This is a genomic window from Streptomyces europaeiscabiei, from assembly GCF_036346855.1.
Lineage (GTDB): Bacteria > Actinomycetota > Actinomycetes > Streptomycetales > Streptomycetaceae > Streptomyces > Streptomyces europaeiscabiei.
The window spans coordinates 9,534,240-9,547,254 of record NZ_CP107841.1; the positions used below are offsets into that span (position 1 = coordinate 9,534,240).

Here is a 13,015-nt window from a genome sequence, read left to right on the forward strand (position 1 = left end):
CGCCACTCGACACCAGGCCGACCTCGCAAGGCCGAACGTCGCGCACGGGATACGTCATTCGTCCCTACTTCCAGCGCTCGCCTCCCGGCTCTCTGTCCAGGCCGTCACCGCTGGGCCATCATCCGAAAACCTGCCGGTCGCAGTGGCGCGACCGGCGTGAGTACGGTGACGGCTCCGCGCCGCACCGGGAAGGCGAGCGGGCATGAGCGTGCAGCGACCGCACATCGAACCGGGCAGGCTGTTCATCGGCGGAGAGTGGCGGGACGCGGAGTCCAAGGAACGGCGCGACGTCATCGACCCGTCCACCGGCAAAGTCGTCACCACGGTCGCGGAGGCCGACGGGGCGGATGTCGCCGCCGCGGTGGCCGCCGCCCGCGAGGCCTTCGACGCGGGGCCCTGGCCCCGGACACCCGCCCGTGAGCGCGCCCGGGTGCTGCACCGGGTGGCCGATCTGGTGCGCGAACGTGCGGACGAGATCGCCGCCGTCGAGAGCCTCGACGTCGGCAAGCCCGTCTCGCTCTGCCGAGCGGTCGACGTGGAGACCGTGGCCGAGACGTACGAGTACTACTCGGCGCTGGCGCAGTCGGTCGACGGGGCCACGCGGGAGATCCCCATCCCCTCCCACGCCTACACCCGCAGGGAGCCCGTCGGTGTGGTGGGAGCGATCACCCCGTTCAACTTCCCGTTGATCCTGAGCACGTCGAAGTTCGCCCCCGCCCTGGCGGCCGGCAACACCATCGTCCACAAACCGGCCGACGAGACCCCCCTCAGCGCGCTGCTGATGGCGGAGATCCTCGCCGACGCCGGCGTTCCCGCGGGTGTGGTGAACGTCGTCACCGGCAGCGGCCCCGTCCTGGGTGAGGCACTGCTGCGTCATCCGGGCGTCGACAAGATCGCCTTTACCGGGTCGACGAGGGTCGGCCGCCTGGTGGCGAGCACGGCCGGCGAACAACTCAAGCCGGTCACCATGGAGTTGGGTGGCAACGCGCCGCACATCGTCTTCGAGGACGCCGACGTCGGGAAGGCGATCGGCGCGATCATCAAGGCCTTCGTCTTCAACACCGGACAGTTCTGCATGGGCGGACCCCGGCTGCTGGTCCACCGGTCCCTGCACGACACGGTGCTCGGGATCCTCGCCGACGCGGTTCCGGGGGTCCCCGTCGGCGACCCCTTCGACCCGGCCACCGTCGTCGGCCCGATGGCCGGCGAGCGGCACGTGGAGAACGTCGAGCGCTTCGTGAAAGCGGCTGTCGAGGACGGCGGCCGCATCGTCGTCGGCGGTGAGCGCTTGGAACTCAACGGCGGTCACTACTTCAAGCCCACCGTCATCGCCGGCCTGGACAACGACGCCCGCACCGTCCAGGAGGAGATCTTCGGCCCGGTGCTGACGGTTCAGCCCTTCGACACCGAGGAAGAGGCGATCGCGCTGGCGAACAGCACGCCGTACGGACTCGCCGCCGGTCTGCAGACCTCCGACCTGGCGCGCGCCCATCGGGTCGCCGCGCGACTGGACGCCGGCATCGTCTGGGTCAACGACTGGGCCATGCTCGATCCCGCCGTGCCCTTCGGCGGCGTCAAGCAGTCCGGCTACGGGCGCGAATCCGGGCCGGAGGCGCTGCAGGCGTACACGAGGACCAAGTCCGTCGTCATCTCCCTCGCCTGACCTCTCGACAGGGCCGCTCCGAGCGCCCGGCCGCCGTCGGCGGGCCCTTGCGGCCGGATCGGCCGGGTGAATTCCGTCCCCGGCTCTTCTGAGCCGGAGGCGAGCCGGGGGCATGGCGGCCTGGCAGTAGGCGTTGTCGCCCGGGCCGTGGACGCCACCGTTGAAGGTGACCCGGTACGGGCGGTCCGGCGCGAAACGGCGGGCGGTGGGGAAGCCGACCGTGTCCTCGTCGTGCGTGCCGTTGACGACCCGGGCGCTCGGGTCCCTGCGCAGACCGTGGTCGGTGCTCAGGTCTGAAGAGGGGATGGGCGGTGAGGTCGGCGCGGGATCAAGGCGGTGGACTGCGGCGGTGTACCGCCCTCGACGGTCTCAGCTCCTGCCTGAGCGGCGTCACTTTGCAGGAAGGTGAGCTCGCAGCTATCCTCATATTCAACAATGCGACTAGGTGCCTAGTTGTTTAACGATGGCCGTGTGCCAGGTCTATCAGCAGCGTTGACGAGAGGCGGTCGGCCCCGTGTCGAGCAGTGGGTATCTGCGCTATGTCGCCCTGGGCGACAGTCACACCGAGGGGCTCGGGGACGGCGACGACGTCCGCGGTCTTCGGGGCTGGGCGGACCGGCTCGCCGAGCAGGTCGCCCGCCACAGCCCCGGCCTGCTCTACGCCAACCTCGCGGTGCGCGGCCGTAAGGCCGGTCAGGTGCGCGCCGAGCAGCTGGCTCCGGCTCTCGCGATGCGGCCCGACCTCGCCACCGTGGTGGCTGGTGTCAACGATGCGTTGCGCCCGGGCTGCGACCTCGACGAGGTGGCCGGCCATGTTGAGGCGATGTTCGCCGCCCTGACGGCGCAGGGCGCCACCGTCGCGACCCTCATGTTTCCCGATATCGGGCGTATCACGCCGTTGGCCCGCCCGATCGGTCACCGTGTTCTCGCACTCAACGCGCGCATCCGGGAGGCCGCCGACCGCCACGGCGTGGTGGTGGCGGAGACGGCCGCGCACGCGGCGGCGACCGATCCACGGTTGTGGAGTGCTGACCGGCTGCACGCCGGCCCGCTGGGACACACGCGCATCGCGGCTGCCGTGGCCCAGGCACTCGGTCTGCCGGGCAGCGACGGCAAGTGGACCCTTCCCCTTCCGGCCGAGGGGACAGACATCTCCGTCTGGAGGACATTGGGTGCCGAGGTGCGGTGGGCCGGCACCTTCCTCGGCCCTTGGGTCGGCCGCCGCCTGCGTGGCCGCTCCTCCGGCGACGGCCGCCAGGCCAAGCGGCCGGCGCTGCTTCCGGTGGCCGCGTCCGCTGGGGACACCTCCCCATCGGTGTGATGCATCATCACGATCTTCCACATCGCCATGGCGGTACCGACGTCCGGCGCCACGGTCCCCTCCAGGCACTCCCCGGCTTCCATCGCACCCTCGGCGAGTTCCAGCCCCTGCGTCAGATCACCGGCGTCGCCCGCTCCATCCTCTACGACGACGCCCAGGGCGACGCCGGACTACCCCGAGGCTGGGTGATCCTGGGCTTGGGACCCGCGGTCGCATGCCTCTTCGGCTTCGGCGTGACCCGGTTCTACGACCGCAAGAAACTGCATCGCAATCCCGCCGACAAGGAACCGCAGTCGGTGCTCGCTCGGACACAGACCGACGACCCCTGAGAGGCCGGGCTGCTCACGACCTTCCAGCTCCTCACTTTGGTGACTAGGGCGGTTCTGATGGACCTCCCCGGCGTCGCGACGCCCACCACGCACGCCGAGCGCACGCACCGAACGCCGCTCCTTCTCCCAGGGAGATCCATCAGAAGGGCCCTAACCGTGTGGGTGGGGCCGCCACAGTCAGCCGTCGGCCCGGAGCGCGGCCGTGCGCTGTCCGAGCCTGCGCAGCGCCATGTCCCCCCACTGGAGGTTCTCCCGCTCGAACGACATCCCGCGCAGCAGGGTGAGATACGGGCCGATGCGCTCGGCCTCGGCGAAGTACGCCTCCTCGGAGCGCCCGTCGAGCAGGCGCTGCCGGAGCCGCTCGTAGCGGGCCAGCTTGGCGGCGGCCCACTCCATGCGCTCGGTGATGGCGGTCCCGACCGCTTCCATGTCGCCCGCGTCCAGGCACTGCACCTTGACAAGCAACTCGTCCCGGATCACCGCCGGTTTGCCCAAGGGCTCGGCGGTGTAGGCGTGGACGGCCTTCCGCCCGGCCTCCGTCAAGGAGAACAGTCGCTTGTTGGGGCGCCGCTTCTGCTCGACGACGCGGGCCGTGACGAGTCCTTCGGCCTCCATGCGATCCAGCTCCCGGTAGAGCTGCTGGGGCGTGGACATCCAGAAGTTGGCGACCGTCGCGTCGAACGCCTTCGCGAGGTCGTACCCGGACGCCTCGCCCTCCAACAGTGCGGCCATCACCGCGTTCCGCAAAGCCATGGATGCACGCTAGCAGATTAATCAACAAGGTGAATAAAGTTCATCCCTTCCCTGTAGACAAGCCCTAGCGGGCCCATCTAATCTCCACCACACTTATTCATATTTCTGAGTATCAGAGGTGGGCTCATGCATCCCTTCCGTAAGGCCGTCGAGAGCGGCGACCTGGACGCTGTGGCCGCTCTGCTGGCCGACGACGTCGTCTTCACCAGCCCCGTCGCCTTCAAGCCGTACCCGGGCAAGGCGATCACCGCGGCGATCCTGCGCGGCGTGCTCCGGGTCTTCGAGGACTTCACCTACATCCGTGAGATCGCCAATTCCGACGGCCGCGATCACGCCTTCGTCTTCACCGCCACTGTCGCCGGCAAGCAGCTCCAGGGATGCGACTTCCTGCACTTCGACGACGACGGGAAAATCGACGAGTTCACGGTGATGGTGCGCCCGCTCTCCGCCGCCCAGGCGCTCGGCGAGGCCATGGGCGCCCAGTTCGAGCAGATCGCCCGAGAGGCAGCCCAACAGTAACCACGACGACGGACTTCGACGCGGTGGTCATCGGCGCGGGGCAACGCCGGACTGACCGCCGCCACCCTCCAACGCTGGGACTGTGCACCCTCCTGGCGGAGCACCACAACGTCCCCGGCGGCTGCGCCACCTCCTTTCGACGAGGCCGCTTCGAGTTCGAGACGGCGCTGCACCGGCTGTCCGGAGTCGGCCTGGAAGTCCAGCCGTACACGCTGCGCGGGCTGTTCGAGAAGCTGGGCGTCGCTTACTCACCGTTCGTCCAGGAGCACGACCTGTGTCACGCCGTGGTACCCGGTCGGCACGATGCGACCCTTCCCGCCGACTGGCCGGCGCCGTGGACGCCCTGGAGGACGCCTTCCCCAGCAACCGCTCCCGCGTCGAGCGTTTCTTCGCGCTCGCCAGGGACGTGACGGAGCCGTCACGGCACACGACCTCGACGCCCGGATGCTCGCGCAGAAATGCTTGTCGATACCGACCGGACGGTGGAGCTTTCCGCCCCCGACTTCGATCTGCTGTTCGCGATGGCCCGGGCCCCTGGGCGGGTCTTCACCCGGCGCGGACCGCTGACCCAGGTATGGGGCGAGGACTTCTTCGGCGACGAGCGCGTCGTGGACGTACACATCCGCACCCTGCGGCGCGCGATCGGCGACGACGCGAGAGCTTCACCGAGTTCGTGCCGGATGTTCTCGGGCTGGATCGGTTCGTGCAGCCACTGAGAGAGTGCGGCGCGGCCGGGGCCTACGACGGAGTACTCCTTCTTGTCCGGCCGGCTCCGCTGCGACAGCTCGCGGACGGCGAGCAGTCCCGCGCTCTCCATGCGCTTGAGAACGCGGTAGATCTGTTGGTGCGTGGCGGTCCAGAAGTATCCGATGGACCGCTCGAACCGCCGGGCGAGCTCATAGCCGGAGCCCGGCTTCTCCAGCAGGGAGACGAGGATCGCGTGCTCGAGCGCCATACGTCGATCCTCATATGCAACTCGTTGCATGGCCAAGTGGCGCTGCCCGGGTGAGACAGGGCTCACGCGGGACGGCGCTGAACGGCCCGTTCGTCGCGCCCGCGTGTCACCACTCGTGACCTGGGCTGTTCCGAAGTACCGAGCCTGTGTCCAGGCGCGTTCTGTATACCGGGACGGCGTCTTGCATTGACGAAGGGCTGCGCGACCTCCATAGTGCTGTGCCAGACCCTTCGGGATCTGGTTCGGCTGCCCGGTCAAAAGCACCCGGAAGTCCAAGCCGACGCGCCGCGAATGGGAGAACAGGATGAAGGCCGGTTCCACTACGAGCCTCGCGGGCGACTTCATGCTGGCCGTGTACTTGGACGGACAGGGTCGTGTTCCCAGCTATCGCACCGGTCTCGACTTCGGCCTCAGCGGTGCGATGCTGATGGAACTGGCTATGGGCGGCCTCATCCACACTGTTGACGGACACATTGTCGCCGTCCACGCCGCACAGCCGCCCGACCGCGTACTCGGCGAGGTTCTCGCGCGGATCGAGTCGTCGCGCCGGCTGCGCACGCCGGCGCAGTGGGTCCGGACCCTGAGTGGCGGCGCGCACAAGCGTCTCGCGGCCGGTTTGATCACTGACGGCGTCCTTGTTCGCCTGCCGCGGCGGTTGCCTCTGCCGACCGATTCGGGCCGTCGCTACGACGTCCTGTCCGGGGAGCGACAGGGGGCCGCGGTCCGGTCTCCGCGCAGTGGGGCCGATGACCGCTCCGTCGCGCTGACCGCACTGGCGACTGCCTGCGGAGCGACTTCTGCGGATCAGGACGGGAGCGAATACGGGGCGATGGTGCGGTCCCTGAGCCCGGCCTGTGCCCAGATACTGGCCGCGGTCGCCGCGTGCGTATGGCACGCGGGGCTCTGCTCCTGGGCCTGAACCTGCCGCCCCGCCGTGTCCCCGTGCGGGGCGGAAATCGGCGCGATCCACCGGTCAACGCGGTCGGCGAACTTCGCGGAAGTCCGACTTGCGGATCTTCCCGTGAACGCCCTTCACGCCGTCGACGACTTGGGAGACCGCGAAGTCGCCTGCCGCGCTGAGGTAGGCCATCGCCACATGGCGGTCGATACCGTAATCGGTCGCGAGCAGGTCCAGCGCGCAACGCACACAGTCGCGCATCGCCTCGTTCAGATCCTCGTCCAGGCCGATCGGTACGAGGTGGTCGTCCGTCTCGGCGAACGGGGCGATGCGGCCGTGGCCAGGGCGCACGGCCGCACCGCCCGGCACCACCTCGAGCTTCACGGTGGCGCGCAGCGACGCCTCGAACGCTGTCAGGGCGACCTCGCCATCGCCCTGCGCGAAGTGGGGATCCCCGAAGTAGACCAGCGCGTCGTCGACCTGCACCGGGAGGAACAGCGTGGCGCCCTCGCCGAGCAGGGAGACGTCGATGTTGCCCCCGTGGCGCCCCGGCGGGACCGAGTGCGGTCGCTCGTCCCCGGGCACCGCCACGCCCATGACGCCGAGGAACGGCCGCAGTGGGAAGCGCAGTGAACCGCGGGAGGAGTCCGTCGGGTCGACCGCCATCCGGCCCCACGCGCCGTGGCGATCCGCGTGTGCCGTGGCGAAGGTGAACAGAGGGCCGGGCAGCGACGGCATCTCGCCAGGGAGCGCGCCGAAGCCGTGGCGTGCGGAGACCATGCCGTAGGGAACCCGCGGGCTGAGGTCGAGGACGGTCACGGCGAGCAGATCGCCCGGCCGGGCGCCGGCCACGGCGATCGGTCCGGTGACGAGGTGCGGCCCGTCATCGTCGAAGTCGTGCGGTATGCCGGAGTCCGCCACCTGCTGGGCGTCGTCGAGCACATGGCCGCCGCTGACGCCGTAACGGCCGAAGAACTCGCGCGGGTTGCGGCCCTGGTCCTCCAGAACTCCCTCGTGACTGATCGTGTCGACCGTGATGACGGAGCCCGGTTGCACGACCGCACACGGCGAGTCCGCCTCGCACGGAAGGCGACCCCACAGGGTGTTCCCGGGCGTGGCCGGGAGGTAGGTCGTCGACGCGATCACTCCGTGACCGGGCTGGAGGATCGGGAAGCCGGTCGCGGCAACGTCGAGCAGGGGAGAGTCGGTCGCGGTCATGGCCCACCTTTTCTGTAAGCGATGACTCGACGCTAGGAATGCCCTGTTGCCGTGGTGTTTCGCGCGAGGGGCGACGCGGTAAAAGCGTCTCGCATCGCAACATGTCATCTCGTAAAAAGGGATGGTGGTGCGATCCTGGGAAGCGGCGGCGAGGCCGCGGGAGGGGCGTAGTACGCACTGCCGGAGTCGTCCGGGGCCGCTGCTGCGAAAGGTGGGCCGGTCATACCCGCACAGCCCTGCCGAGTCCGGTGTGTTCGCTCGTCCGGCAGAGGGGCAGGCGCGTCGACGACGGGTCCCGACCGGTCTTCGGACGGAGCCCATCGTCGTGCCCGGAGGTGTCGCGCGCGGTGGTGGCGGCCTACGACGTGATCGTCGGCCCGGCCGGGCGGGCGGTGGACGCGTCCGCCCGGCCGTCCCTCAGAGGTCGAGGACGAGCCGGTCGCCCTGACAGCGGCCGACGCAGATCATCATCGTGCGTCCGGCAAGGCGTTCCTCGTCGCTGAGGACGGAGTCCCGGTGTTCGGGTGTCCCGGCGAGGACACGGGTTTCGCAGGCGCCGCAGTATCCCTTCTCGCAGTCGTAGGAAAGGCCGCTGACGGCATCGCGCAGGACCTCGATGAGCCGGCGGTCGGCCGGCACGGGGAGCGTGACTCCCGTGCGCGCGAGCCGGACCTCGAAGGTCCGGTTCTCAGCGGCGTCGAACGCCGTCTCGAGATCGTCGCCGGCGGCGAAGCGCTCCAGGTGCAGCCGGTCGGTGAGATCCAGGCGGGCGCACTCGCGCTCGACGGCCGCCAGCATCGGTGACGGCCCGCACGCGTAGACGGCGGTGTCCGCGTCCAGCCCTCCCAGCAGCCGGGGAAGGTCCGGCAGTCCGGCCTCGTCCTGCGGGAGCAAGGTGAGCGCGTCGCCGGCGACGGCGGCGAGTTCGTCGGCGAACCCCATCGTCGAGCGGGTGCGTCCGCCGTAGACGACGGTGAAGGGCGTGCCGCGTCCGGCGGCCTCGCGGACCATGGCGAGGATCGGTGTGATGCCGATGCCGCCGGCGAGGAACAGGTACGACGGCGCCGGCGTGAGCGGGAAGTGGTTGCGCGGTCCGCGTACCGCGAAGGTGGCTCCGGGGCGGGCGAGTCCGTGGAGCTCGACCGAACCGCCCCGGCCCTCCGGCTCGTGCAGGACGCCGATGCGCCACGTCGCGGCGTCGGCGGGGTCGCCGCACAGCGAGTACTGGCGCAGCCTGCCCGAGGGCAGACGCAACTCGACGTGCGCGCCGGGCTGCCAGGCGGGCAGTTCGCCTCCGTCCGGCAGGGCGAGGCCGACGGCGACGACGCCGTCGGCCGCCGCGCGCACCTCGGTCACCCGCAGCGGGGTGGGCGTGGTCAGCGCGCGGCTCGATCCCGCTGCCGCGGTCGCCCGAGGACCGGACGTGAAGACCGCCGGGACGGCGTCCCAGCCGGACTGGTTGCCGCGTGTCGGGTAGGGGATGAGCCCCTCCTCGATCACCCGGTAGTCGGGCAGCCGGGTGAGGACCTGCGTCATCATCGCGCGGAACATGGCTCGGGCGAGGTGCGCGCCGGCGCACCGGTGCGATCCGATTCCGAAGCTGAGGTGCCGGCCGGCGTCGCGGTCCAGTCGTACCTGATCAGGGTCGGGGAACACGGCGGGGTCATGGTTCGCGGCGACCCACGGGATCAGCACCCGGTCGCCCGCGCGCATCGGGCAGCCGCCGACCTCGACGTCCTGGGTGACCGTGCGCGCCATCGACTGCGACGGGGCGAACGCGCGGAGGAACTCCTCGGTCGCGGTGTCCAGCAGATCGGGGGAGTCGATCAGCTTCTGGCGCTGGTCGGGGTGGCGAGCGAGGTGGACGAGGGTCGACCCGGTCAGGGAGGTGGTGGTGTCGACGCCGCCGGCGATGAGCAGGCCGATCACCGACACCAGCTCGTCGTCGCCGAACTCGCTTCCGTCGGCGCGCCGGCCGGCCACCAGCGTGCTGACTCCGTCGGGTTTCGGCTCGGACCGGCGCTCGGCGATCAGCTCGCGGATGCGCTGGTCCATGTAGGCCAGTCCGGCGGCCCCGCGCACGGCGCGTTCGCTGCCGGCCGGCGCGGCGAAGATGTCGTGGATCGGCCCTGCCAGCTTCGCCCAGTCCTCCTCGGGGAAACCGAGCCAGTCCAAGGTCACCGCGGCCGGCAGCGGGTTGGTGAGGTCGCGGACGAAGTCGCAGGAGCCGAGCTCGATGAAGTCGTCCACGACGCGGGCGGCGTGGCGCTCGATCATGGGTACCAGGTGCTCGACCGCCTCCGGGGTCAGCAGCGGGTTGATCAGTTTCCGGTACTCCGTCGCACGCGGCGGGTCGAGCTCGATCGGATACTGCTCCAGCCCCGGTCCTTTGGGGATGACGATGCCGACCCCCCGGCCGCCGTGGTCGCTGCGAGCGGAGGAGAACGTCTCGTCGTCGCGGGCGATGCGGGCCACGTCGGCATAGCGCGTCGTGTAGTGGAAACCGTCGTAGGCGGCGGAGTGGCCTACCGGGCAGGTCTCACGGAATCGCGCGTAGTAGGCGACCGGATCGGCGTTGGCCTCGTCGGAATGGTGGTCGAAGTCGATGTCGGCGGACATGTTGGGCACGCTCCACGTGCTCGGTCTTCTGCGCGGTGTTGGCCGGCCGCGCCACCGGATGACTGCTGCCTCATCTGCGTCGGCCACCCTAAGGTGTGCCGCTGCCTGCGACAACGTCTCGTTGATGACGTTCAGAAGGTCAGCACGGCCTTGCCGACGGAGCCGGAGCGGACCGCCGCGACGGCCTCGTTGATCTGCTCGAACGGGAAGTACGTGATCATCTTCTCCACCGGAAATCGGCCCTCGGCATTGAGCTTCAACAGCTGTGGCAGGAACACCTGAGGCAGGCTGGACCCGCCGATGATGCCCGTGACGCTGCGCCCGTTGAGGATGCTGCGCCATTCGAAGGTCATCGACTCGCTCGGGCCGATGCCGATGACACCGGCGCGACCGAGCGGGCCGAGAGCCTCCACGGCGGTGCGCAGGACGTCCTCGCGACCGGTGGTGTCGATCACGAAGTCGAACCCGTCGGGGACGAGGGCGGCCAGCTGCGCGGCGCTCCCCCCGGCCGAGGAGTCGACGGTGTGCGTGGCTCCGTAGCCGCGGGCCGCCTCCAGCTTGGCCGGGTTCACGTCGACGGCGGTGACGACCGCGCAGCCGCTCAGCGAGGCGGCGATGATGGCGGCCACGCCGACGGCACCCGCCCCGAACACCGCGATCGACGAGCCCGGGCGCGGCTGCAATACGTTGAGCACGCCGCCGGCTCCGGTCTGGAAGCCGCAGCCGAAGGGCCCGGCCCGCAGCAGGTCCAGCGACGGGTCGATTCTCACGACAGCCCGCTCCGGTGCGACGACGTGGCCGGCGAACGACGACTGGCCGAGGAAGTGGGCGTTGACCTCCCGCCCTTCGTGCCTCACCGCGGTGGAGCCGTCGGGTCGGCGGCCGGAGAAGTTCACCGCGTCGAAGCCGCGGCAGTAGGCGGGCGAGCCGGTGCGGCACAGCGTGCACGTACCGCAGGACGCGAAGGACATGGCGACGTGGTCGCCCGGGCGTACGGAGGTGACGTGGGCGCCGACCTTCTCGACGATGCCCGACCCTTCGTGTCCGAGCAGCGCGGGCGTGGGAAAGAAGGTGGCGAACTCGAGGTCGGTACCGCAGATGCCGACTGCGGCGACGCGGACGAGCACCTCGTCCGGGCGGGGCTCTTCCAGGTCCACCTCGGTCAGCACGAATGGCTGTCCGGGTTGCTCCAGCAGAGCGGCGGTGGCGCGCACAGGGCCTCCTCAGTGACTCACATTGCGAGACCGCATATTGACATGCGCGACAAGGTCGGTCAAGGTTCGCTGTATGGCGGCTGTTGACTTCCCTTCTTCCCAGCACTTCATCGACGGCGAGTGGGTCCCGGCCCGCGACGGCGGCACGCTGGACGTCCTCGATCCGGCGACCCAGCAGGTGATCACCATGGTGGCCCGGGCCGGAGGGTCCGACGTCGACGACGCGGTGGCCGCGGCGCGCCGCGCCTTCCCCTCCTGGGCGGCGACCAACCCCAGCGAGCGCGGGGCACTGATCCGGCGCTGGGCCGACCTGATCATGGCCGAGGTCGAGGCGCTCGCGGCCGTCGAGGCTCAGGACGTGGGCAAGCCACTGTCCGGTGGCCGGACGAACATCTACATCGCGCACGGCATCATCGACTACTTCGCCGGCGCGGCCGACAAGCTCACTGGTGTCACGTTGCCCACCCGCGGCCCCGACTACCTGGGCTACACGGTGCCCGAGCCGTACGGCGTGTGCGCCGTCGTCATTCCGTGGAACGTCCCCGCCGTGCTCACCGCCGCCAACATCGCGCCGGCGCTCGCCGCGGGCAACACGGTCGTGCTCAAGCCGTCCGAGATCGCCCCGCTGGCCCCGTTCGCCCTCGTCGAACTGGCCCGCCGCGCCGGCTTCCCGCCGGGGGTGATCAACGTCGTCGCGGGCCTCGGCCCCGAGGCGGGTGTCGCACTCACCACACACCCGGGCGTCAACCACATCAGCTTCGTCGGCTCCACCGCCATCGGGCGGGCGATCATGGCCGCCGCAGCACAGAACCTCGTCCCGGTGAAGCTGGAACTCGGCGGCAAGTCGCCGAACGTGCTCTTCGCCGATGCCGACCTCGACACGGCGATCCCCGCGATCGTCGCCTCGATCACCGAGAACGCGGGGCAGAACTGCTACGCCGGTTCCCGACTGCTCGTGGAGGACTCGGTGCACGACGAGGTCGTGGAGCGGGTCGCCGCCGGCATGGCCGACGTCAGGACCGGGCCCTGGGAGGCCGACCTGGACATGGGCCCGCTGGTCAGTGCCGCGCAGTTCGCCCGAGTCAGCGGCTTCCTCGAGGACGCGCCTCGCCAGGGGGCGCGGCTGGTCACCGGTGGCGGGCCCACCGGCGACGGGTGGTTCGTCCGGCCGACCGTGTACGACCGTGTGGACGCGGGCATGCGCGTCGCCCGGGAGGAGGTGTTCGGCCCGGTGCTCGCCGTGCAGTCGTTCCGCGGCACCGCCGAGGCGACCGGGCTGATGAACGCGACGGACTTCGGCCTGCTTGCCTGTATCTGGACCAACGACGTCTCCCGGGCCCTCCGGCTGGCGAAGGACGTCCGCTCCGGGCAGGTGGCGGTCAACCAGTTCCATGACGCGGGAGTGATCGGCTTCCCGTTCAACATGCAGAAGGACAGCGGCTTCAGTCGGGGCGGCGGATACGCGGCGCTGCGCGAGTACACCCAGGAGAAGGGCGTGGCCATCCGGCTGCTGGCCCGCTGAGAGC

Annotated in this window: 11 protein-coding genes and 1 pseudogene; 7 read left to right on the forward strand and 5 right to left on the reverse strand. The window is 70.2% G+C overall.

The window, feature by feature from the left end; all coding sequences use genetic code 11:
- The first annotated feature begins 202 nt into the window (after positions 1-202).
- From OG858_RS41395 to OG858_RS41405, 3 genes are all read left to right on the forward strand, one after another.
- The gene (locus OG858_RS41395; protein ID WP_086747671.1) at positions 203-1,663 is read left to right on the forward strand and encodes an aldehyde dehydrogenase family protein; all 1,461 of its coding nucleotides are present in this window, start codon (positions 203-205) and stop codon (positions 1,661-1,663) included.
- A gap of 514 nt (positions 1,664-2,177) precedes the next feature.
- Positions 2,178-2,984, forward strand: coding sequence for an SGNH/GDSL hydrolase family protein (locus OG858_RS41400; protein WP_086747672.1), 807 nt, complete (start codon positions 2,178-2,180; stop codon positions 2,982-2,984).
- Positions 2,984-3,313: a hypothetical protein gene (locus OG858_RS41405; RefSeq protein WP_086747673.1), complete on the forward strand. Its 330-nt coding sequence runs from the start codon at positions 2,984-2,986 to the stop codon at positions 3,311-3,313. Before OG858_RS41400 ends, OG858_RS41405 begins: the two co-directional genes overlap by 1 nt.
- A 177-nt stretch (positions 3,314-3,490) precedes the next feature.
- On the opposite strand, the gene OG858_RS41410 is transcribed toward OG858_RS41405, so the two are convergent.
- Positions 3,491-4,066, reverse strand: coding sequence for a PadR family transcriptional regulator (locus tag OG858_RS41410; RefSeq protein WP_086747674.1), 576 nt, complete (start codon positions 4,064-4,066; stop codon positions 3,491-3,493).
- 126 nt (positions 4,067-4,192) lie between these two features.
- Between OG858_RS41410 and OG858_RS41415 the strand changes: the two genes are divergently transcribed.
- Both OG858_RS41415 and OG858_RS41420 read left to right on the forward strand, forming a co-directional pair.
- Entirely contained in the window at positions 4,193-4,585 is a 393-nt protein-coding gene (locus tag OG858_RS41415; protein WP_086747675.1) for a nuclear transport factor 2 family protein, read from the forward strand.
- A gap of 521 nt (positions 4,586-5,106) precedes the next feature.
- On the forward strand, positions 5,107-5,301 hold the full coding sequence (locus OG858_RS41420) for a winged helix-turn-helix domain-containing protein (RefSeq protein ID WP_256960320.1): 195 nt from the start codon (positions 5,107-5,109) through the stop codon (positions 5,299-5,301).
- Here the strand turns inward: OG858_RS41420 and OG858_RS41425 are convergent.
- A pseudogene (locus OG858_RS41425) lies at positions 5,253-5,540 on the reverse strand (PadR family transcriptional regulator); the annotation flags it as partial. The gene OG858_RS41420 and the pseudogene OG858_RS41425 sit on opposite strands and share 49 nt — an antisense overlap.
- 304 nt (positions 5,541-5,844) lie before the next feature.
- On the opposite strand from OG858_RS41425, the gene OG858_RS41430 reads away from it, so the two are divergent.
- Positions 5,845-6,459, forward strand: coding sequence for a GOLPH3/VPS74 family protein (locus tag OG858_RS41430; RefSeq protein ID WP_086747676.1), 615 nt, complete (start codon positions 5,845-5,847; stop codon positions 6,457-6,459).
- A 54-nt stretch (positions 6,460-6,513) separates the two neighbouring features.
- Here OG858_RS41430 and OG858_RS41435 read toward each other — a convergent pair whose 3' ends face one another.
- The 3 genes from OG858_RS41435 to OG858_RS41445 form a co-directional block, all read right to left on the reverse strand.
- Positions 6,514-7,656: an acetamidase/formamidase family protein gene (locus OG858_RS41435; protein ID WP_086747677.1), complete on the reverse strand. Its 1,143-nt coding sequence runs from the start codon at positions 7,654-7,656 to the stop codon at positions 6,514-6,516.
- Between the two features lie 417 nt (positions 7,657-8,073).
- Entirely contained in the window at positions 8,074-10,275 is a 2,202-nt protein-coding gene (locus tag OG858_RS41440; protein WP_319065447.1) for a cytochrome P450/oxidoreductase, read from the reverse strand.
- Positions 10,276-10,406: 131 nt separating this feature from the next.
- Positions 10,407-11,489, reverse strand: a complete 1,083-nt coding sequence (locus tag OG858_RS41445; protein ID WP_086750563.1) for an NAD(P)-dependent alcohol dehydrogenase — start codon at positions 11,487-11,489, stop codon at positions 10,407-10,409.
- Positions 11,490-11,562: 73 nt separating this feature from the next.
- Here OG858_RS41445 and OG858_RS41450 point away from each other — a divergent pair, with 73 nt between their 5' ends.
- A complete protein-coding gene (locus OG858_RS41450) occupies positions 11,563-13,011 on the forward strand; it encodes an aldehyde dehydrogenase family protein (RefSeq protein WP_086750562.1) in 1,449 nt (482 codons plus the stop codon).
- Positions 13,012-13,015 lie beyond the last annotated feature (4 nt).